The following is a 21234-nucleotide window of genomic DNA, read 5'->3' as shown; positions in this document are numbered from 1 at the left end:
GCGTCCGGCACACCGGGCACAATTGTCCGGAACGGGCACAGTAGGGCGCGGTGCGCGTACGGGCAAGCTGCACGGCGACCCGACATCCGCCGCTCACACCAACCGGAAGGCCGCGTTATGACCGCCGAACTGCTCACCGGAATCAGCGAGCTGACCACCCAGGGCGCCGAGACCAGCCACGACAACGACAGGCTCAGGGATGCCGCCCTCGTGATCGAGAACGGCCGGATCGCCTGGATAGGCACGGCCGCCGACGCTCCCGCATCCGACACCCGGGTGGACGTGGGCGGCCGGGCCGTGCTGCCCGGCTGGGTCGACAGCCACACCCACCTGGTCTTCGCCGGCGACCGGGCCGCCGAGTTCGAGGCACGGATGGCCGGCCAACGGTATGCCGCCGGCGGCATAACCACCACGATGGCAGCCACCCGCTCCGCCAGCGTGGCGGACCTCGTCGCCAACGCCCGGCGCCTCCGGCACGAGGCCGAAGCCCAGGGCACCACGTTCCTGGAGACCAAGACCGGGTACGGTCTGGACCTGGCCAGCGAACTGCGCAGCGCCAGGGCGGCGGCCGAGGTGGCCGACGTGGTCACGTTCCTGGGCGCCCACGTGCTGCCGCCGGGCGTGGACCGGCGGGACTACCTCGACCTGGTCACCGGCCCGATGCTCGCGGCCGTCGCCGGGCACGTGGACTTCATCGATGCCTTCTGCGAGACCGGGGCGTTCGACGTTGAGGAGTGCCGCGAGGTGCTGCTCGCGGGCCGGGCCGCCGGGCTGGGCCTGCGCCTGCACGGCAACCAGCTTGGCTTCAGCGGCGGGGTGCGCCTGGCCGTGGAGCTCGGCTGCGCCAGCGTCGACCACTGCAACCACCTCGAGTCGGCCGACATCGACGCCCTGGCCGGCTCGGAGACCGTGGCCACCCTGCTGCCGGCCTGCGATCTGTCCACCCGCGAGCCGTTCCCGCCGGCCCGCCTGCTGCTCGATGCCGGCGTGCACGTGGCGCTGGCCAGCAACTGCAACCCCGGCACCTCGTACACCACGTCGATGCCGTTCGGTGTGGCCACCGCGGTGCTGCAGATGGGCCTCACCGTGCGCGAAGCGGTGTGGGCGGCCACCCGGGGTGCGGCCAGGGCGCTGGGTCGTGAGCACGGCCCGGATGCGGTGGGCTCGCTCAGGGTCGGCGGCCGCGCCGACCTACAGGTGCTCGACGCGCCATCTGTGGCCCATCTCGCCTACCGGCCCGGCGTGCCGCTCTGCGCCGCCACTTGGACCGAGGGCGTGCGCGCCCGACGTCCCCGCGACCTGTAACCGGCTTAGACCGGCCAGCCGTGGCGGGTGAGGGCCTCGCGGGCCAGGGCGCGCGCGGAGTACGGGGTGCGGACACCCCTGATGTCGCGGTAGTCCTGGTGGCCGGGTCCGGCCCAGAGGATCGCGTCGCCGTCGCGGGCCAGGTCGACCGCGTAGTCGATGGCGGCTTCCGGCGGGGTCACTTCCACGATCTGCTTGCCCGGGTAGGCCTCCCTGGCGGCCTCGACGAGCATCCGGCGGATACTGGCCGGGTCTTCGAAGCGGGGGTGGTGGTCGGTGACGACCACGATGTCGGAGCCGGCCGCGGCGACGCGCGCCATTTCGGGGCGCTTGACCGGGTCGCGGTCGCCGTCGGCGCCGAAGAGCATGATGACGCGTCCCGCTGTGACGGCCTTGACCGCACGCAGGGTCTTCTCGAAGGCGTCCGAGCTGTGGCCGAAGTCCACGTAGACGCGCGGCCCGGTCGGTCCGGACACGCTCTCGGTGCGGCCAGGGATGTAGACCTCGATGCCGTCCTGCAGCGCGGCCTGCACCCGGTCGGCGGCGTAGCCGGCGTCGATGATCATGGCCACGGCGAGTCCGGCATCCGCCACGAGGTGGTCGCCGAGCAGCGCGACGGTGGTCTCCACTGTGGCGCCGGCCCGGTTCGTGACGCGGAAGCGGGTGGCCTCCGGCAGGGCGTCGAGGATCTCCAGGCGCCAGTCCGGGTCGGCAGTGGCGTCGGCCGAAATGGAGGCGACGGGAATCGTGGGCTCCGCCAGCAGGCGGGCTCCCCACGAGGTCTCCAGGCTCACGACCGCTGTGCGGGCGCGCTCCGGCCGGAACAGGAGTTCCTTGGCCGCGAAGTAGTTCTCCATGGTGCCGTAGTCGTCGAGGTGGTCGATCGAGAGGTTGGTGAAGCCGGCGCAGTCGAACACGATGCCGTCGACACGGCCGTGGGTGAGGCCCTGCGCGCTCACCTCGAGCACCACGGCCTCCACCTTCTGCTCCTTCATGCGGGCGAGAAGCGCGTGCACGTCGGTGGCCTCCGGCGTGGTGAGCCTGGAGACGAAGACCTCGCCGGCGATGTGCCGCTCGGCGGTGGTGGACAGCCCGGTGACCAGGCCCATCTGCCGCAGCACCGCTTCGAGCACGTACGCCGTGGTGGTCTTGCCGTTGGTTCCGGTGATGCCGAAGATGATGGGGGCGTTGTCGGCGGTGCCGTAGATGAAGGCGCTGAGTTCACCGAGCCGTTCCCGCAGGCGGTCGCTGATCAGGACCGGAACGCCGGTGGCGCTGGCGGCCTCCTCGCCGGCGGCGTCGGTGAGCACGGCCACCGCGCCGGCCTGCACGGCCTGTGCGGCGAATTGTGCGCCGTGGCCGTTCTTGCCCGGCAGTGCCACGAAGAGATCCCCCGGCTGCACCGACCCGGTCGAGAGGGCGATACCGGTGACGACGGTGGCGGCGTCGGACGCATCCGCCGACGTCTGGGCGCAGGAGGCGATATCCGCCAGGGCCACACGCGGCGGGTTGCTGGGCCTGACGACGGGCGGGATACTTTCGTTGGACATGCTGCGGCCTTCCACTAACAACCCCCCATTCGAGGGCACGTTACTACCGTATGCGCTCCGGATGCCTGATGTCCGCCGAAGGTGCCGGATCGGCCATACTCATACCAACCTCTTAGCAACCGCATAGCCGCGCGGGGCCGTTCGACCCCGTTCGGGTCAGCTCAGGATGTCTTTGGTGAGGAACCGGCCGTAGGCGAGGGCCCCGAAGACCAGCAGGTAGCCGCCCTGCAGCAGGGCGTTCGCGCCGAACGAGGAGAAGTCCAGCGGCTGGCGCAACAGGTCGGCGAAGTCGAGCCAATAGTGGCTGAACAGCCACGGATGCAGCCAGTCGAGTTGCGGCAGCGAGTCGAGCACCTGCGCCACGACCGAGAGCACGATGGTGGCGGCCATGGCACCGACGGGCACCACCGTGAGGGTGGAGAAGAACAGGCCGATGGCCGAGAGGCCGAGCAGCGACACCGTGACGTAGCCGGCGATGAGGAGGGCGCGCAGGAACGATTCGCCCAGGCTGATCGTGTCACCGGAGAGCAGCGTGAGCGGGCCGACCGGGAACAGCGCCAGCCCCGCGAGCACGCCGGCGGTGACCACGGTGACGGTGGCGGCGAGGCAGAACGCGGCCGCACCGAGGTACTTCACCACGAGCAGCCAGGCCCGGCCGGCCGGAGCCACGAGGAGGTAGCGCAGCGTGCCGAGCCCGGCCTCGCCCGCGATGGTGTCGCCGGCGACAACGCCGACGGTGAGCGGCAGGAACAACGGAATCGACACGATCAGGCCGGTCACGGCCACGAACAGACCGTTCTGGGTGACCTGGTCGAGGAAGGGCGGGCCGCGCCCCGGCGTGGGCTCTCGCGAGGAGAGCCGCACGGCCACCGCGATGAGCACGGGCACAGCGGCCAGCGCGAGCAGCAGCGCCCAGGTGCGGCGGCGGCGGAACAGCACGGTGAGTTCGGACACGAGCAGCGCCCAGGCCCCGCCCGGCCGGGCCGCCGGCGCTGTCGCGGTGCCGGATGCGGGGGTGCCGGATGCGGGGGCGTCGGATGTGGGCAGCGCTGAGTTATCGGACAACGTTGAACCCCTCTCCGGTGAGCGCCACGAAGCGATCCTCCAGGCTGGTGTCGTCGATCTGGAAGCCACGCACCCGCACGCCGCCGGCCACAAGCGCGGCCACGAGCCGTTCGGGAGCGACCCCCTCCCCATCGCCGAGTTGCCCAGGTCCGGACGAGTTGCCCCGCTCTGCCGGAGCAACTCGTCCGGAAACGGGCAACTCGAGGGGCGCGCTCACCCAGCTGTCGCCCACACCGGCGCCGGGGTCGTCCGGCGCCGGTTCCAGCGCGGCCACGAGTCCGGCGGCGGCCAGCACGCGGATGGCCGCCGAGGCATCCGGGGTGCGCACCCGCACCCGGGATTCGCCGGCGCGCAGCTCGTCGAGGGTGCCCTGGGCCACCAGGCACCCGGCGCTCATGATGGCGGCGTGGGTGCACATGTGCTCCACCTCGGCGAGCAGGTGGCTGGACACGAACACCGTGGTGCCCTCGCCGGCCAGCGACCGCACCAGGGCCCGCACCTCGCGGGTGCCTTGCGGGTCGAGGCCGTTGGTGGGTTCGTCGAGCACCAGCAGTCGGCGCGGCATCAGCAGCGCGTTGGCGATGCCCAGGCGCTGCTTCATGCCCAGGGAGTAGGCCGACACCTTCTTGCCGGCCGCGTTGCCCAGCCCGACCCTGTCGAGGGCGGCGCGCACCCGGGCGCGGCGGGTGCGGCCGGGGGCGGCGCGGTCGGCGGAGTCGAGCCGGCTCAGGTTCGCGGCACCGGAGAGGAACGGGTAGAACGCCGGCCCCTCCACCAGTGCGCCCACCTGCGGCAGCACCCGGGCAAGCCGGCCCGGCATCGACTCGCCGAGCACGCTTACCTCGCCGCTGGTGGCGGCGGCCAGGCCGAGCAGCACGCGGATGCTGGTGGTCTTGCCCGAGCCGTTCGGCCCGAGGAACCCGAATACCGAGCCCATCGGCACCGCCAGGTTGATGGCGTCGACCGCGGTCTGGTGGCCGAACCGTTTGGTGAGGTCCCGGGTCTCGATGGCCAGGTCGCCGCGCTGGGGAGCGGTCGGGGCGCTCACTCCTGGGTTGCGGCGGCCTGCAGCCGCTCCACCGGAACCGCGCCGGCGAATACCCGGCCGTCGTCGGTGATGAACACGGAGACGAGGGTCGTGCTCAGTGCCCGGCCGCCGTCGACGGCGTCGGTGAGCTGGTTGTACAGCGGGGAGGCGGTGAGGTCGGTCAAGACCTGGGCATCCGCGCTGGCCGGCACGGAAACGACCGCGTCCCAGCCGGAGCCGATCACGGTGGCCCCGCTAGCCTCGGCCTCGGGGTGTTCGGCGTCGTCCTTGGTGGGCAGGGTCTCCTCGGAGACCGTGGCCCCGGCCGGCGGCGTGAAGGCGAACAGGTCGGCGGACGGCGCCTCGAGGCTGAGCGAGGTGAAGGCCACACTGATGGCCGGTTCGGTGGCGTCCTTCGCCTCGACCTGCACCCGCAACGGCAGCCCGGTTTCGGCGTCGACCGCGATCGAGACCGAGCCCACCAGGGTGTTGTCGGTGTTCGGGGTGAGCACGAGCTCGTAGGCGCCGCGGCCGGCCACCTGGGTGTTCTCGCCCAGGCTCACGATGGTGCTCGGGGTCACGTCGGCCAGGAACTTATCGGCCAGCTCGCCGGGCGTGTGACTCGTTCCGTCGGCGTCGTCGCCGGCCCCGGCAGGCAGGGTAAGGTGCTCGGCCGTGTTGTCCGCGGAGTTGTAGGCCCACAGGTCGGAGCCGTTGCGGATCAGGTTGCGCTCGGACATGGTGTCTTGCACCTGCACCCGGCTCTGGTCGGCGCCGTTCTGGTACACCCGCACGGTGTGGTCGCCGGTGAGCAGGTCGAGCGCGTCGGAGAACTCACTCGTCGCCGCATCCCCGGTGCTGGGCAGCTCGGGCAGACCCAGCTCGGAGGACTGCTCGAGAGTGCCGGAGAAGGTGTCCACGGTACTGCCGGCGGCCAGTTCGAGCACACCCTGCGGGGTCTTCTCCGGCAGGTCGACGGCCGCGCCGGCCTGCAGGGGAACGGCGAGCACTCCCACGGCGATGACGGCGGGCACCGCCACGGCCGGCATCCACTTCAGCCAGGTACGGGACATGACGAGCAACCTCCAGTGTCACCGGATAGAACAGCGCTATTCGTAGGCCTGACTTTACGCCTGGATGCTGAAAGTTCCACCCGATCTCGGCCTACGCGCAGGATGCGTCGATCGGGTCCGCGATCCCCTGCCCCTCGTGCCAGGTCACGCTCACGATGCCGCAGTTGGGGAACCCGGTCCGGGGCCGCGACTCCGGCACCAGGGCGTGCAGGATACTGCCGAGGACGGACCCGTGGGTGACGACAAGCACGTCGCCGGTGCCGGCCAGCGCGGCGTCCTCGGCGGCGGCGACCACAGTCGCGAGGGCGGCGTCGACGCGGGTGCGCACGTCCAGCGCCGAGTCGGCCCGGCCGAGCGGGTCGCTGCGGTGGATGGCGTCGATGAGGTCGTCGAAGCCGTCCGCGGTGATCCCGGCAAAGTTGCCCGGCGCGTAGGTTGTGCCGAGTTCGGCGAAGACCGGCCCCCACAGCGAGGGGTTGGGCTGGCCCTCCCAGCTGCCGAAGTGCCACTCCCGCAGCTCGCGCATCGGGGTGGGCACGAGGTGCGGATGCCCGGCGAGGGCGCCCGCCATGGTGGTGCGGGTGCGGGTGAGGTCACTCATGAACGCCGCCGCGAGCGGCACCTGGCGCATCCGTTCGCCCAACGCCGCCACCTGGCCTTCGCCGCGTTCGGTGAGTGGGGCGTCGCACCAGCCCTGCAACTGCCCGTTCACGTTGAAGAGGGTTTCGGCGTGGCGCACGAAGTGGATCCGGGCGCTCATGCTGCGTCGCTGGGGGTGGGGCGGTGGATCATTACTGTGGTGCCTCTCACTGAGCGGATGCGTCACCTCAGGCTACAGAATCCCGCGAGCCGTGAGTTGAGCCCCGAAAATCGCAGGATTTTGGGGTGTGAAGTCTCATGACATATTGGACATTTATGTCTCAGGACATCGTGGACAGTGTGTCTCAGGACATCGTGGATAGTTCAGGGGCTTTGCTCATGTGATGAGCGCTCTGAATCCTGATCCCCGAGTTCGAATGTTGGTCACGACGTGGCCGGATGACGCCCCTCGGGGCGCGATCGCAGCGTTCTGTCGAACACACAACGTGTCGCCGTCCTGGTTCCACAAAGTTCGCGCGGAGACGAAGGCCAGCGGTGCGGTCGCTGCGATGGAACTCGGATCCACGAGGCCGAAGAACAGCCCGGCGAAAACGAACGCAGGCATGGTCAAGCTCGCTTTGGAGACCCGCGCAGAACTCAAGCGACGCGGCTTCGATCACGGCCCGCTCAGCGTCCAGGCCAAGCTGCGCAGGCAGGGCCTGACTCCGCCGTCCCGAGCGACGCTGGCCCGGATCTTCGCTCGGGCTGGCGTCGTCATCCCGGAGCCGAAGAAGAAGCCGCGGTCCGCGTATCGCCGGTTCGTTTATCCCAACCCGAACGGGTGCTGGCAGATCGACGCGACCGAGTGGATCCTCGCCAGCGGGCGCAAAGTCGTGGTCTTCCAACTCATCGATGACCACTCCCGCCTCGCTTTGGCCTCGCTGGCCGCGAGCGGCGAGACCAGCGAAGCCGCGATCAGGGTGGTCGACCTGGCGATCAGCCGGCACGGCGTCCCGCAGAAGTTCCTCTCCGACAACGGCGCCGCGCTCAACCCGACCCGCCGTGGCCACGAAGGAGCTCTCGTGAACCACCTCGTCAGCCTCGGAGTGGTGCCAATTACAGGCAAACCCGGCAAGCCCACCACCCAAGGCAAAAACGAACGCGTGCACGGAACCTTGCTGAAATACCTCAACACCCACCCGATCGCCGCCACGCTTGAGGAACTACAAACCCAGCTCGACGACTTCGACGCGTATTACAACACCGAGCGTGAGCACCAATCGCTGCCCCACATGACGCCGCAGGAGGCCTGGGACGCGACCGCCGTGGCCACCCCACCGACCCCACCAGCGGCCCCCGAACAACCCGCCGAGTTAGTCCAACGCACCGTGACCAGCGACGGCGAAATCACCGTCCTGGGCACCCGATTCAAAATCGGAAAGGACTACACCGGCCACGAACTCCACGTCAGCTACAACGCCACCACAATCGCCTTCTACGACAATGCTGGGACGGAGATTCTCAGCCATCCACGACCGCCCAAAGGCACGCCCTACGTCGGGAACAACAAGCCCCGAGGATTCATGGCCACCCAAACCTCCACGAAGTCATGAGACATGAAAACTCCACGATGTATTGAGACATGAAGTGTCCACGATGTGTTGAGACATCACACGCAGGATTTTGGGGCTCAGCTCACGGTTCGCGATGCATGGCGAGCAGCCGTTCCGCGACGGACCGGGCGGTGCGGGCATGCCACGACGGGACTGCGACGCCCTGGTCCCAGACCAGGGACAACCCGCACCAGGCGACAGTCCAGTTGGCGAGCACCTGTGGGATGAGGCTCGCCTGCCGGCTGATGGCGGCCACCCGCTCCTCGAGGTTGTCGAGCGCGCACTCCTCCGACGGGTTGCAGAGGATGTTGGCGAAGTCGAAGGCACGGTGCCCGATCAGGCCCTTCGGGTCGATCGCCGCCCAGTGGTCGCCGAAGTCGAGCACGTTGCCGTGATGGATGTCGCCGTGCAGAACCGTCACATCCGCCGGGGTCGTGGCCGTGAGCAGCTGCTCGGCCAGCGCCGCGGCACGCTGCAGCAGGGCGTCGTCGGTGGCGGCGGCGGCCAGTAGATCACGGAACCAGTCGCGCAAGGGAACGAGCACCACGCCGTCCTGCACGGTCGGCACCGGCCGGTTGTGCAGGTCACGGGCCGTTCGCACGAGAATCTCGGTCGCCGCCGCGTCCTGACCGGATGCGGCCATGGCCGTGAGATCACGCGGTCCGGTGGCGCGCACCATCAGGATGGCGCGGTCCTCACGCTCCAGCACCGGCGCGGCACCGCGGCCACCCCACCAGTGCAGCAGGGCCGCGCCGCGCACTTCTTCGTCGACCCGGGCGATCTTCAGCATCACCGGGAGGCCGTCACGGATTCCCGGCAGGAGCTCACTGGACGGCGTGAACTGCGGCGGTCCAGCCGGGGTCACGCCCCACCCGGCCGTCCGCCGACGCATCTCGCCCGAAGCCTCCCGCATCCGCTCACGTTACCGGGCTGTGCCGCGCAGCGCCTCCGCCACCGTCAGCATTTGGGCGCGGAGGGCGTCGACCACGGCGGCAATCACCGGTTGGCGTTGCGCCTCGGGGCGCAGCACCATCCAGTACGGCAGCTCCTCGGCGAACTCCGTGGGCAGCAGCCGCACCAGGTCGTCGTGCCGGTCGGCCATGAAGCAGGGCAGCAGGCCGATGCCGCCGCCCACCCGGGTGGCCTCGATCTGCACGAACACGTTCGTAGAGCTCAGCGCCCCGCGCATGGTGGGCACCAGCCGGCGCGGCGCATCCAGGTCGTCCACCTGCAGCATCGAGTCCACAAAATAGACCAGCGGATGCTCGACCAGCTCGGCCACGCTCGCCGGAGTGCCGTTCTGCGCCAGGTACTCCCGCGACGCGTACATGCCCAGCGTGTACCGCCCCAGCTCGAAAGCCTCGGCCCGGTGCGCCTGCGGCCGGCCCACCACCACCTCGATATCCAGGCCCGACCGGTGCTGCAGGGCCTGCCGGGTCACCGTCACGATCTCCACCCGCAGCAGCGGATGCCGGCGCTGCAGCTGGGCCACCGCAGGCGCCGCGATGAACGCGCTGAAGCCATCCGTCGCGCTCAGGCGCACCACGCCGGAGAGCTCCCTGTTGCTGTCGGCCTGCCCGCCGAGCAGGTCGAGAGCAGCCTCCACGTTCTCGGCCGCGCGCACCGCCCGGGTGCCCAGGTCGGTCAGCTCCCATCCGCCCGCCGTGCGGGAGAGCACCCGGCCGGCCAACGCCGTCTCGAGCGCGCTGATGCGCCGGGAGATCGTGGTGTGATTGAGCCCGATCGACTCGGCGGCAGTGGTGAACCGGCCGGTTCTCGCCACGGCGAGCAGCACCAGGAGGTCGTCGGGATTGGCCGGGGCACCGGCACGCGAGTCGGTCATATCTGCAATTATGCACAGCGGGAGTGACGAAGTGGTCATTGCCGCACCATGGTGGAGAAGGAATACTCAGGGGAGCCGTTCACCGCCTCCTCGTGCAGAACGGCCTCGTCTTTCCCCCATCCAGTGTCAATGCCGATACTCAAGGAGATCACCATGAGCGCGACTTCGCGTGTCACCGCCGCCACGAGCGGCCCATCCCCCACCAGCGAGACCTCGGGCCTGAAGAAGATCGTCGCGGCCTCCATGGTCGGCACCGTCGTCGAATGGTACGAGTTCTTCCTCTACGCCACGGCCGCGAGCCTGGTCTTCGCCACGGTCTTCTTCCCCAACGCCGGCAGCCAACTCGATGGCATCATCGCCGCGTTCCTCACCTACGCCGTGGGCTTCATCGCCCGGCCGCTGGGCGGCATCGTCTTCGGCCAGATCGGTGACAGGCTCGGCCGCAAGCACACCCTCCAGGTCACCATCGTCCTGGTCGGCGTCGCCACCTTCCTGATGGGCTGCCTGCCCGGTTTCGACACCATCGGCTACTGGGCGCCGGCACTGCTGGTGGCTCTGCGGTTCATTCAGGGCTTCGCCGTCGGCGGCGAATGGGGCGGCGCGGTTCTTCTGGTCGCCGAGCACAGCCCGAACCAGTCCCGTGGCTTCTGGTCCAGCTGGCCGCAGTCGGCCGTTCCGGTGGGCAACCTGCTCGCCACCCTCGTGCTGCTGACCATGTCGTGGACCCTGCCCGCCGACCAGTTCCTCAGCTGGGGCTGGCGTGTGGCGTTCTGGCTGTCCGCCATCATCGTCGTCGTCGGCTACTACATCCGCACCCACGTCAGCGAGGCGCCGATCTTCCTCGAGGCCCGCGCCCAGGTGGAGGCCGACAAGGCCGCCAACTACGGTGTGCTCGAGGTAGTGCGCAAGTACCCGAAGGGCATCCTCGGTGCGATGGGCCTGCGCTTCGCGGAGAACATCCTGTACTACATCATCGTGAGTTTCTCGATCGTCTACCTGGTCACGGTGTGGGAGTACAACACGAGCAGCCTGCTGCTGGCGCTGTTGATCGCCCACGTCGTGCACTTCCTGGTGATCCCGCAGGTCGGCCGGCTGTCCGACCGCGTCGGCCGCAAGCCCGTGTACCTCGCCGGCGCCATCCTCGGTTCCACCTGGGCGTTCTTCGCCTTCCCCATGTTTGACACCCAGAACCCGGCGCTGATCGTTCTGGCCATCACCATCGGCCTGTGCTTCCACGCCCTGATGTACGCCGGCCAGCCCGCCATCATGGCCGAGATGTTCCCCACCCGGATGCGTTACTCCGGCGTCTCCCTCGGCTACCAGGTCACCTCGATCCTGGCCGGCTCCCTGGCCCCGATCATCGCCACGGCGCTGCTGAAGGAATTCGACTCCTGGATTCCGGTGGCCCTCTACGTCGCCGCGGCCTGCGTCGTCACCCTGGTCGCCGTGGTGACTCTCAAGGAGACCCGCGGCATCTCACTCCGCGAGGTCGACGCAGTGGATGCCCACAAGCACGGCCTCACTCCCGTCGCGGTCGACTGATGCTCAGCGATCTCTCCGGCCAGACGGCCCTCATCACCGGCGGCGCCGGCGGCATCGGGGCCGCCTGCGCGGCGGCCCTGGCCGCCCAGGGCGCCCACGTGATCATCGCCGACCGGGACGCCGAGGCCGCCGAACGCGTGGCCGGCCAGGTGCGCGGGGAAGCGTGGGCCGTTGACCTGCTCGACACCGCTGCCCTCGAGGCGCTGACGCTCGAGGCCGACATCCTGGTCAACAACGCCGGTTTCCAGAGCATCAGCCCGATCGAGGCCTTCGACCCGGCCGAGTTCCGCCGCATGCTCACCCTCATGCTCGAGGTGCCGTTCCTGCTGATCCGGGCCGCTCTGCCGCATATGTACGCGCAGGGGCATGGACGCATCATCAACATCTCGTCGGTGCACGGGCTGCGCGCCTCCCCGTTCAAGTCGGCCTATGTCACGGCCAAGCACGGCCTCGAGGGCCTGTCCAAGGTCACCGCCCTCGAGGGTGGCGACCACGGGGTCACCAGCAACTGTGTGAACCCCGGCTACGTGCGCACTCCCCTGCTGGAGAGCCAGATCGCCGCGCAGGCCGAGGCGCACGGCATCCCCGCCGACGAGGTGATGCACGAGGTGATCCTGGCCAAGAACGCCATCAAACGGCTGGTCGAACCCGACGAGGTGGCATCCCTAGTGGCCTTCCTCGCCTCCCGCGACGCGGCCATGGTCACCGGCTCGTCCTACGTGATGGACGGCGGCTGGACCGCCTGAGCGGCCCGCCGACCCCTCCCACCGCACCGAGATCCGCAAGGAGAATCCGATGACAACACTGCACATGACCGCGGCGGAGGCCCTCGCCGGCACCCTCACCGACGGCTGCATCCTCGCCGTGGGCGGCTTCGGCCTCAGCGGCATCCCCGCCGACCTGATCGAGGCCGTGCGCGACTCCGGCGTGCGGGGCCTCACCGTCGTGTCGAACAACATGGGCGTCGACGGCCTGGGCCTGGGCCTGCTGCTCGAGGCCGGCCAGGTGAGCAAGGTGATCGCCTCGTACGTGGGCGAGAACAAGCTCTTCGCCGAACAGTTCCTCGACGGGCGCCTCGAGGTGGAGTTCAGCCCCCAGGGCACCCTCGCCGAGCGGCTGCGCGCCGGCGGGTCCGGCATCCCCGCCTTCTACACAAAGACCGGGGTGGGCACGCTCGTCGCGCAGGGCAAGCCGCACGCCGACTTCGACGGCGAGCGCTACGTGCAGGAACGCGCCATCGTGGCCGACGTGTCGCTGGTGCGTGCCCACCTGGCGGACACCGCCGGCAACCTCACCTACCGCTACACCGCCCGCAACTTCAACCCCGTCGTCGCCACCGCGGGCCGAGTCACCATCGTCGAGGCCGAGCACATCGTTCTGGCCGGCGAGCTCGACCCGAACAACGTGGTCACCCCCGGCGTCTACGTGCAACGCCTCGTGCCGGCCACCGCCCGCGAGAAGCCGATCGAACAGCGCACCGTGCGCCAGCGCGACGCCGACAGCGTCACTTTCAGAACTGAAGGAGCACTCCGATGAGCTGGACCCGCGACGAGATGGCCGCGATCGCGGCATCCGAGCTGGAGGACGGCGACTACGTCAACCTCGGCATCGGCATCCCCACCCTGGTGGCCAACAACCTGCCGGATGGTGTCAGCGTCACGCTGCAGAGCGAGAACGGGCTGCTGGGCATGGGCCCGTTCCCGTTCGACGGCGAGGAGGACGCAGACCTCATCAACGCCGGCAAGCAGACCGTCACGGTGCTGCCCGGCGGGTCGGTGTTCGACTCGGCCACCTCCTTCGGCATGATCCGCGGCGGTCACGTCAAGGTCGCCATCCTCGGTGCCATGCAAGTCTCCGGCACCGGCGACCTGGCCAATTGGACCATCCCGGGCAAGATGGTCAAGGGCATGGGCGGCGCGATGGACCTCGTCGCCGGCACCCCGCGCGTGGTCGTGCTCACCGAGCACGTCGCCCGCGACGGCTCCGCCAAGATCGTCACCGAGTGCACCCTGCCGCTCACCGGCGTGGGCGTGGTCGACCGCATCATCTCCGACCTGGCCGTCTTCGACATCACGGATGCCGGCCTCCGGCTCGTCCGCCTCGCCCCCGGCGTCACCGTCGAACAGCTGCGGGACTGCACCGAGGCCGCCTTCACGGCGGCCGCCCCGAGCGAGGTCGTCGCATGAGCCTCGCCACCCAGTTCGGCACCGATGTGCTGCTCACCGGCTGGGGACACAGCCGGTTCGGCAAGCTCACCGACGACACCCTCGAGTCCCTCATCGTGCAGGTTACCCGGGAGGCCATCGCGGGCGCCGGTATCGATGCCGCCGAGATCGACGAGATCTACCTGGGCCAGTTCAACTCCGCCCTGGTGCCGCTGGCGTTCCCGGCCTCACTGGTGTTGCAGGCCGACCCGGTGCTGGCGAACGTGCCGGCCACCCGGGTGGAGAACGCCTGCGCCTCCGGCTCGGCCGCGTTCCAGCAGGGCGTGAAGTCGCTGTTGGCCGGCACCGCCAAGACCGTGCTGGTGATCGGCGCAGAGAAGATGACCCACGCCTCAGCCGATCAGGTCGGTTCGGCGCTGCTCGGCGCCGACTACGACCTGGCCGGCATGCCGTCCAGCACCGGGTTCGCCGGACTGTTCGCGGTCGTGGCCGACGCCTACGCCGAGAGGTACGGCGCGATCGGTGACGTGCTCGGTTCGATCGCCGCGAAGAACCACCGCAACGGCGTCAGCAACCCGTACGCGCAACTTCGGAAGGACCTCGGCGAGGAGTTTTGCCGCACCGTCTCGGAGAAGAACCCGATCGTGGCCGGGCAGCTGCGCCGCACGGACTGCTCCCCGGTCTCCGACGGCGCCGCGGCGGTGATCCTCAGCACGCATGCCCGGCGCGGGTCGGGCGCGGCCACCGACCCGGTGCGCCTGGCCGGGTTCGGCCAGGCCAACGACTTCCTGCCGGCGGCCCGGCGCGACCCCACCGCGTTCGCGGCCACCCGGGTCTCGTTCGAGCGCACTCTGACGATGGCCGGCATCGGCTTGGATGAGGTCGACTTCGCCGAGCTGCACGACTGCTTCACCATCGCCGAGCTGGTGCTTTACGAGGCCATGGGCCTCACCGAGGTGGGGCAGGGCCGCCGCGCCATCGAGGAGGGCTGGGTGCAGCCGGGCGGCCGGCTGCCGGTGAACCTGTCCGGCGGGCTCAAGGCCAAGGGGCACCCGGTGGGCGCCACCGGGGTCTCGCAACACGTGGTCTCGGCCATGCAGCTCACCGGCACCGCCGGCGACATGCAGCTGCCCGGTGCCCGCCGCGCACTGGTGCAGAACATGGGCGGCGTCGGTGTGGCCAACTACGTGAGCATCCTCGAGGCCCTCTAACCCCACACTGTTCCCCGTCCGGACAATTGCGCCCGGTACGCCGGGCGCAATTGTCCGTTCTGGCAACAGTTGAGTGGAGGGTTGCGGCTTAGATCAGGCCGTGGCGGCGGAACGCGTTCCAGACGCCGTCGTCGAGCACGGAGGTGGTGACCTCGTCGGCGTGCTCCTTCACCTCGGCGGTGGCGTTGCCCATGGCGATGCCGACGCCGCAGACCTGCAGCATCTCGATGTCGTTGTTGCTGTCGCCGATGCCGATCGCGGATGCGGCGGCGAGACCGAGCTTCTCCAGCAGCTGCAAGATGGTCGATCCCTTGTTCACCCCGCCGAGGGTGACCTCGCCGCTGCCCTTGCCCATGTGCGGGATGGTGCCGGTGATCACGTGGAAGTCGCCACCGAGGGCCGCGGTGACCCTGTCGAAGGCAAGGAGATCGCTGGCGAGGAACACTGACTTGGCGATGCCGGTGTGGCTGAGCGGCCGCACATCGGCGAACGCCTTCAGCGCGGGGTGCTCGTGGGCGTCGGTGACCGATTCCAGGTCGGTGCGGGTTTCGCCCCGCCGCTCCTGGTCATCCTGCAGGTAGCTCGCGAACCGCGCCCGCACGCCGGGGCTCGGAAAGAGCTCGTCGAACGCCTGCAGATAGAAGTCGTAGCCGGACTCCTCATAGAAGCCCACCATCCGTGCCACCGCCGCCTCCGGCATGGTGCGGCTGATCACCAGCTCGTCACCGATCTCGGCGAATCCGCCGCCGGCGCTGATGGCGCCGTCGAAGCCGATATCGCGAATGGCCGGGTAGATCTCCACCGAGGCGCGCCCGGTGCTGAGGTAGACCAGGTGGCCGTTCGCCCGAGCGGTCTGCACCGCCTCGATGGTGGACGGGGCGATCACCTCGCCCGAGTCGATGAGGGTGCCGTCGACGTCGAGAAACGCGATCCGCGGGGAAATCATCTAGAGCTCCAAACGAGGCGGTCTCCGGGACTGGACAATGTCCCGGAGACCACCAACAGGGTTAATACGTATACATCGACGCTAGCGGGTGAGGCTGGCACCGTTCGACTTGATGACCTCGGCGTACCAGTCGAAGGACTTCTTCTTGTACCGGTCCAGCGTGCCGGAACCGTCGTCGTTGCGGTCCACGTAGATGAAGCCGTAGCGCTTGCTCAGCTGCGCCGTGCTGGCACTGACGAGGTCGATGCAGCCCCACGGCGTGTAGCCCATCACGTCGACGCCATCGGTGATGGCCTCGCCGACCTGCACGAGGTGGTCGTTCAGGTAGTTGATGCGGTAGTCATCGTTGACGGTCTTGCGGCCGTCGATCTCGATGAGCTGGTCCCTGGCGCCCAGGCCGTTCTCCACGATGAAGAGGGGCTTCTGCCACCGGTCCCAGAACTGGTTGAGCACGATGCGCAGGCCGACGGGGTCGATCTGCCAGCCCCACTCGGATGCCTTCAGGGTCGGGTTGGAGACGCCGCCCATGATGTTGCCCTCGCCGATGACGCGCTTGGAGTCGTCGGCGGTCTCGGCCACGCTCATGTAGTAGCTGAACGACACGAAGTCGACCGTGTACTCCTTGAGCAGGGCGCGGTCTTCGTCGGTGATGGTCAGCTCGACGCCCTGGTCGCGCAGGCTCCGCAGGTAGTAGCCCGGGTATTCGCCGCGCACGTGGATGTCGCCGAAGGCGAGGTTGGTGCGCTCGGTGGTGAGCGACGCCATCACGTCGTCCGGGTCCGGAGTGAGCGGGTAGGCGGGCATCGCGAGCACCATGCAGCCGACCTGGGCGTTCGGGGCGAGCTCGCGCGCGGCCTTGGTGGCCAGGGCGCTGGCGACCAGTTCGTTGTGGATTGCCTGGTACAGGTCGGTCTTGGAGAGCTGGTCCTTGGGGGTGTTGATGCCGCCGGACATCAGCGGGGCGTGTAGCACGGAGTTGATCTCGTTGAAGGTGAGCCAGTACTTCACCCGGGCGCCGTAGCGGGCGAAGAGCACCCGGGAGTAGCGCTCGTAGAAGCCGATCAGGTCGCGGTTGACCCAGCCGTCATAGGTGTCGGTGAGGTGCAGCGGCGTCTCGTAGTGCGACATGGTCACGAGCGGCTCGATGCCGTACTTCTCACACTCGTCGATCATCCGGTCGTAGAAGGCGAGGCCCTCTTCGTTGGGCTCGGTCTCGTCGCCGAGCGGGAAGATCCGGCTCCAGGCGATGGAGAAGCGGAAGGTCTTGAAGCCCATCTCGGCGAACAGGGCGATGTCTTCGGCGTAGCGGTGGTAGAAGTCGATGGCGACCTGCTTGAGGTTGTCGTCCGTCGGACCCTCGGTGCGCGGCGTGGTGATGCCCTTGGGCATGACGTCCTGGATCGACAGGCCCTTGCCGCCCTCGTTGTACGCACCCTCGATCTGGTTCGCGGCCGTGGCGCCGCCCCAGAGGAAATCGGCGGGGAAAGTTGATGAAACAGTCATTCGTGTACTCCTTTATTACGCAGTGCAGTGTGCTGCAGTGCAGGGGATGGAGGGGCAGCGGGCCGCCCCTCCACCGGGACGTGCTGGGTGTGCTGTCTAGACGAGAGCGAGTTCTTCTTCGGCGATGGCGAGGAAGAGCGAGTCGCCGTGCGCGACCGGCCCCGATGCGGGCGAGCCGATGGTGGGGTACTTCTTGGGGTTCGTGATGATGACCGGGGTGGTGATGTCATATCCGGCCGCGGTGATCGCGGCGATGTCGAACTCCACCAGGAGGTCGCCCGCCTTGACCTGCTGGCCCTTCTCGACCTTGAGGGAGAAGTGCTTGCCGCCGAGCTTGACCGTGTCGATGCCGATGTGGATCAGCGCTTCAGCACCATCCGCATGCTGCAGCCCGATGGCGTGACCGGTGGGGAAGGCGGCGACGACGAGGGCGTCGAACGGGGCGTACAGGGCGCCGACGCGGGGAATGATCGCGACACCCTTGCCCAGGGCGCCGCCGGCGAAGACCGCGTCGGGAACCTCGGTGAGGGGAACGGCGGTGCCGTCCAGCGGGCTGAGGACCTCGAGGTCGGTGCCTTCAACGGGAGCCGCAGTCTCGGCGACCGGGTCCTTGAAGCCCACGATGACGGTGAGCAGGAACGGGACGACGATCGCGACGGCAAGGCCGAGGAACAGCAGGACGATGTTGCCCTGGCTGAGCAGTGCGGGCAGGGCCAGCAGGGACGGCAGCACGAAAGCGTTGGCGGCGATGCCACCGGCCGAGATCAGGCCACCACCGATGACACCACCGATGATGCCGAACACGAACGGGCGCTTGAGCGGCAGGTTGACGCCGTAGATGGCGGGTTCGGTCACACCGGCGAGGAAGCCGGACAGCGCGGCGGGGGCGGCGAGGGACTTGAGGTTCTTGTCCTTGGTGCGCACCCAGACGCCGGCGACGGCCGCAGCCTGCGCCAGGACGGCGGCGAACAGGGGGGCGACGAGGTAGATCAAGCCGCCGCTTTGGAGTTCGGCGGTCATCAGCGGCACGAAGCCCCAGTGCAGACCGAAGATCACGAAGACCTGCCAGAGGCCACCCATGATGGCGCCACCGAGCCACGGCACGACGTCGAAGACCCAGCCGATGCCGCTGGCCAGGCCACCGGAAATCAGGTTGGACAGCGGGCCGATCACGAGGAAGGTCAGGGGAACCAGCACGAGGAGCAGAAGCATCGGGGTGACGAATCGGCGGATCGCGGAGGGAAGCTTGGCGTAGAGGAACCGCTCGGCGTGGCTCTGCAGCCAGACGATGACGATGATCGGGATGACGCTCGACACGTAGCTGACCATCGTGACCGGGATGCCGAAGAAGGTGATGTCCGGAACGCCGTTGAGCGCCACGATCGACGGATACACGAAGGCACCGGCGATGGCCAGCGAGGTGAACTGTTCCGCCTTGAAGTACTTCGCCGCGGTGATCGCGAGTGCGAGCGGCAGGAAGTTGATGAACGCATCCGAGAGGGCGTTGAGGATCGTGTACGTGGTGGTCGTGTTGTCGAGCCAGCCGAAGGTGACGGCCGCGGCGAGGAATGCCTTGAGCAGGCCCGAACCGGCCAGCGCCCAGAGCAGCGGGGTGAAGATCGCGGAGATCATCGCGATGAAGCGGTTGAGCGGGTTGCCCTTCGGGGCATCCGACGCCTTCTCGTTCGCGGACGGGCCGGCGAGCTTGGAGATCTTGGCGATCTCAGCGAAGACTTCGGGAACCTCGTTGCCGATGACGACCTGGTACTGGCCGCCGGCCTCTGCCGTGGCGATGACGCCGGGCGTGGCCTTCACCGCTGCCTTGTTGACCTTCGCGTCGTCCTTGATGACAAAACGCAGTCGCGTCGCGCAGTGCACGAGCGAGGAGACGTTCTCCTCGCCGCCTACGCCCTTGAGAACCGCAGCAGCGGTTTTGGAGTAATCCATCGTTCTGGTTCACCTTCCGCCGCGACCTCGCGGCTTCTCTTTCTCAATGGCAGCCGTTTCCCGGATTTTGGGCAAAAAAAAGACCTGAACTCCGTCACCGCTGTATGGCGGTTCGAGTTCAGGTTTTGCCTGCTTGCGCAGTAACAATCCGAAAAGCTACCACAGGTCGTCTTCGCCCTGCGTCGCTCACGCTATCACACCATCAGGGCGTTTCGCGATCGACAACCTGATTGGCCAAACGCTCGACGTGCACGATCACGTAGAGCAGCTCTTCGTCGGTGAGGTCTGACCCGGTTGCTTCACTGACGTACAGCTTGACGTCGGCCGCGATCGCATAGGAGCGGGGATAACTCATCTTGGCGAACTCGAAGAACGACGTGTCGGAGCCGCGAAGCATCGACTCGGCCACCAGCCGCTGCAGCAGGAACTGGATGTGCAGGATGAATCGCGCGTAGTCCGGCGACTGTGCGTCCAGCTGCACGCCGAGCCCTCGCTCGACCGTCGTGACCACGTGTTGCACCCGGCGGAAGAGCAGTGCGGCGGTTCCGTTCGGCTCATCCCGAGTGGCGTTCAGAATATGCATGGTGAGGAATACGGCCTCCTCCTCGGGGAGGTCCGTCTGCAGGCTGGCGCTCACCGAGCGGGCCATGGCCGTGGCCGCGTCGAACTCCTGCGGGTGCAGCACCCGCAGTTCCGGCATCGCCGCGCTAGGGATGCGGATGCCCTTCTGCATGCGCTCGAGCACGTACTGCACATGGTCGATGATGGCCAGCGGCAGGCGCCGGCCGAGGCTGCGGCCCAGGGTGCGTTCGGCTTCGTCGACCGCGGTCGTGACGGCCTCGATGACCGGGTACGGCACGGAGGCCAACAGCTGGCGTGCGTGGTCGGCCTCGCGGCCCTGCTCGAGGATGAAGGTCTTCTCCACCTTGGCCGGGTCGATGGTGTCGGTGGGCTGCAGCTGGAAACCGAGACCGCGGCCCATCAGCACGCGCTCCTGACCGGTGCTGTCGACGGAGATGACGACGTTGTTGTTGAGCACCTTGTGCGCCACCACTGCCGGGGTGGGCGCCACGCTCCTGTCCGTCGCCATGGCCGCAGTTTACAGGCCAGCACCCGCATGCAACTGTGCCCAATACGGACAATTGGTCCCGGCGCACCGGGTGCAATTGTCCGCATTGGACACAGTTAGGACTCCACGTCAGGCGGAGACGTCGTGCAGGTGGTGGGTGGGGTCGTGGATGAAGTACTGCGCCAGGGTGGTCACGGTGAACCTCGCGCCGTCGCTGCGGCGGCCGGTGCGCTGGCGGTCGGCGGCCGGCACGGCGGCAAACGCGTCAGCGATGGCTGCGGCGGATGCGGCCAGTTCCGCGGCCACGATCTCCGGGTCTTGTTCGTTGTAGCGCTCAGCCACGGCCGTGGCGTCCTGGTCCCAGTTCGCGAACAACGGGTCGTCCTCGGTGAGCATCAGGCCCAGGCGCAGGGCGAAGATGCGGAACACGTCGCGCACGTGAGCGGCGTATTCCAGCGCCGACCAGGTGGCGTCGTCGGGCCGCACCGCCACATCCGGGCGCTGCAGAACCGGCGCCCAGGCTGCCGCGTTCTGCCGCACGAGGGCGGGCACGTCGTCGTAGGTCAGCTCTGCGGCGGAGAATCCGCACTCCGTGCAGGGGCGCTCGAGCACCCAGGTCCAGTCTTTGGTGTCGGGGGTGATCGGCATGCCCCCAGCGTAGGGATGCGCGCCCCGGCCGGGTGCGCTGGCGACTGCCAATCCTCGCGCATCTCCTGCCAACCCGCGCGCCCCGGCCGCCGCAACACGGCCCGTAATTGTTGCCGAAGCGGACTTTTGCGTCCGGCGCACCGGACGC

At 68.6% G+C, this 21234-nt stretch carries 19 protein-coding genes; 7 read left to right on the top strand and 12 right to left on the bottom strand.

Annotation, left to right across the window (positions count from 1 at the left end):
- Positions 1 to 117: 117 nt before the first annotated feature.
- Positions 118 to 1305, top strand: a complete 1188-nt coding sequence (hutI, locus tag BJQ94_RS00335) for an imidazolonepropionase (protein WP_265399450.1) — start codon at positions 118 to 120, stop codon at positions 1303 to 1305.
- Positions 1306 to 1310: 5 nt separating this feature from the next.
- On the opposite strand, the gene BJQ94_RS00330 is transcribed toward hutI, so the two are convergent.
- The 5 genes from BJQ94_RS00330 to BJQ94_RS00310 all read right to left on the bottom strand — a co-directional run bounded on the left by BJQ94_RS00330 (position 1311) and on the right by BJQ94_RS00310 (position 6780).
- Complete coding sequence (locus BJQ94_RS00330; RefSeq protein WP_265399449.1) at positions 1311 to 2855, bottom strand: UDP-N-acetylmuramoyl-L-alanyl-D-glutamate--2,6-diaminopimelate ligase; 1545 nt, start codon at positions 2853 to 2855, stop codon at positions 1311 to 1313.
- A gap of 156 nt (positions 2856 to 3011) precedes the next feature.
- On the bottom strand, positions 3012 to 3920 hold the full coding sequence (locus tag BJQ94_RS00325; protein WP_265399448.1) for an ABC transporter permease: 909 nt from the start codon (positions 3918 to 3920) through the stop codon (positions 3012 to 3014).
- On the bottom strand, positions 3910 to 4968 hold the full coding sequence (locus BJQ94_RS00320) for an ATP-binding cassette domain-containing protein (protein WP_265399447.1): 1059 nt from the start codon (positions 4966 to 4968) through the stop codon (positions 3910 to 3912). Before BJQ94_RS00320 ends, BJQ94_RS00325 begins: the two co-directional genes overlap by 11 nt.
- Entirely contained in the window at positions 4965 to 6020 is a 1056-nt protein-coding gene (locus tag BJQ94_RS00315) for a hypothetical protein (RefSeq protein WP_265399446.1), read from the bottom strand. Before BJQ94_RS00315 ends, BJQ94_RS00320 begins: the two co-directional genes overlap by 4 nt.
- A gap of 91 nt (positions 6021 to 6111) precedes the next feature.
- Complete coding sequence (locus tag BJQ94_RS00310) at positions 6112 to 6780, bottom strand: histidine phosphatase family protein (protein ID WP_265399445.1); 669 nt, start codon at positions 6778 to 6780, stop codon at positions 6112 to 6114.
- 223 nt (positions 6781 to 7003) lie between these two features.
- On the opposite strand from BJQ94_RS00310, the gene BJQ94_RS00305 reads away from it, so the two are divergent.
- A complete protein-coding gene (locus BJQ94_RS00305; protein ID WP_275875463.1) occupies positions 7004 to 8212 on the top strand; it encodes an integrase core domain-containing protein in 1209 nt (402 codons plus the stop codon).
- 82 nt (positions 8213 to 8294) lie between these two features.
- Here the strand turns inward: BJQ94_RS00305 and BJQ94_RS00300 are convergent, their stop codons facing one another.
- Entirely contained in the window at positions 8295 to 9125 is an 831-nt protein-coding gene (locus BJQ94_RS00300; protein ID WP_265399443.1) for an aminoglycoside phosphotransferase family protein, read from the bottom strand.
- A gap of 9 nt (positions 9126 to 9134) precedes the next feature.
- A complete protein-coding gene (locus BJQ94_RS00295; protein ID WP_265399442.1) occupies positions 9135 to 10055 on the bottom strand; it encodes a LysR family transcriptional regulator in 921 nt (306 codons plus the stop codon).
- Between the two features lie 153 nt (positions 10056 to 10208).
- Here BJQ94_RS00295 and BJQ94_RS00290 point away from each other — a divergent pair, with 153 nt between their 5' ends.
- The 5 genes from BJQ94_RS00290 to BJQ94_RS00270 are packed head-to-tail and all read left to right on the top strand — an operon-like array spanning position 10209 to position 14973.
- Positions 10209 to 11597: an MFS transporter gene (locus BJQ94_RS00290; protein ID WP_265399441.1), complete on the top strand. Its 1389-nt coding sequence runs from the start codon at positions 10209 to 10211 to the stop codon at positions 11595 to 11597.
- Positions 11597 to 12343 carry a 3-hydroxybutyrate dehydrogenase gene (locus BJQ94_RS00285; protein ID WP_265399440.1) on the top strand — a complete coding sequence of 249 codons (747 nt, stop codon included), beginning with the start codon at positions 11597 to 11599 and terminating at the stop codon, positions 12341 to 12343. The genes BJQ94_RS00290 and BJQ94_RS00285 overlap by 1 nt, the downstream gene beginning before the upstream one ends.
- A 49-nt stretch (positions 12344 to 12392) precedes the next feature.
- Positions 12393 to 13133, top strand: a complete 741-nt coding sequence (locus BJQ94_RS00280) for a CoA transferase subunit A (protein WP_265399439.1) — start codon at positions 12393 to 12395, stop codon at positions 13131 to 13133.
- Positions 13130 to 13783: a CoA transferase subunit B gene (locus tag BJQ94_RS00275; protein ID WP_265399438.1), complete on the top strand. Its 654-nt coding sequence runs from the start codon at positions 13130 to 13132 to the stop codon at positions 13781 to 13783. The genes BJQ94_RS00280 and BJQ94_RS00275 overlap by 4 nt, the downstream gene beginning before the upstream one ends.
- Positions 13780 to 14973, top strand: coding sequence for an acetyl-CoA acetyltransferase (locus BJQ94_RS00270; protein WP_265399437.1), 1194 nt, complete (start codon positions 13780 to 13782; stop codon positions 14971 to 14973). The genes BJQ94_RS00275 and BJQ94_RS00270 overlap by 4 nt, the downstream gene beginning before the upstream one ends.
- 88 nt (positions 14974 to 15061) lie before the next feature.
- On the opposite strand, the gene BJQ94_RS00265 is transcribed toward BJQ94_RS00270, so the two are convergent.
- From BJQ94_RS00265 to BJQ94_RS00245, 5 genes are all read right to left on the bottom strand, one after another.
- Complete coding sequence (locus tag BJQ94_RS00265; RefSeq protein WP_265399436.1) at positions 15062 to 15919, bottom strand: Cof-type HAD-IIB family hydrolase; 858 nt, start codon at positions 15917 to 15919, stop codon at positions 15062 to 15064.
- A gap of 81 nt (positions 15920 to 16000) precedes the next feature.
- Entirely contained in the window at positions 16001 to 17422 is a 1422-nt protein-coding gene (locus tag BJQ94_RS00260; RefSeq protein ID WP_265399435.1) for a glycoside hydrolase family 1 protein, read from the bottom strand.
- Between the two features lie 96 nt (positions 17423 to 17518).
- Complete coding sequence (locus tag BJQ94_RS00255) at positions 17519 to 19369, bottom strand: beta-glucoside-specific PTS transporter subunit IIABC (protein ID WP_265399434.1); 1851 nt, start codon at positions 19367 to 19369, stop codon at positions 17519 to 17521.
- A 202-nt stretch (positions 19370 to 19571) separates the two neighbouring features.
- Complete coding sequence (locus tag BJQ94_RS00250) at positions 19572 to 20459, bottom strand: PRD domain-containing protein (RefSeq protein ID WP_265399433.1); 888 nt, start codon at positions 20457 to 20459, stop codon at positions 19572 to 19574.
- Between the two features lie 108 nt (positions 20460 to 20567).
- A complete protein-coding gene (locus tag BJQ94_RS00245) occupies positions 20568 to 21086 on the bottom strand; it encodes a DinB family protein (RefSeq protein ID WP_265399432.1) in 519 nt (172 codons plus the stop codon).
- Positions 21087 to 21234: the final 148 nt, after the last annotated feature.

Origin of the sequence: Cryobacterium sp. SO2, assembly GCF_026151165.2 — a bacterium.
In the GTDB taxonomy this organism is placed as follows: domain Bacteria; phylum Actinomycetota; class Actinomycetes; order Actinomycetales; family Microbacteriaceae; genus Cryobacterium.
The sequence above is the reverse complement of the archived record's forward strand: the minus strand, read 5'-3'. Positions and strand labels throughout refer to the sequence as shown.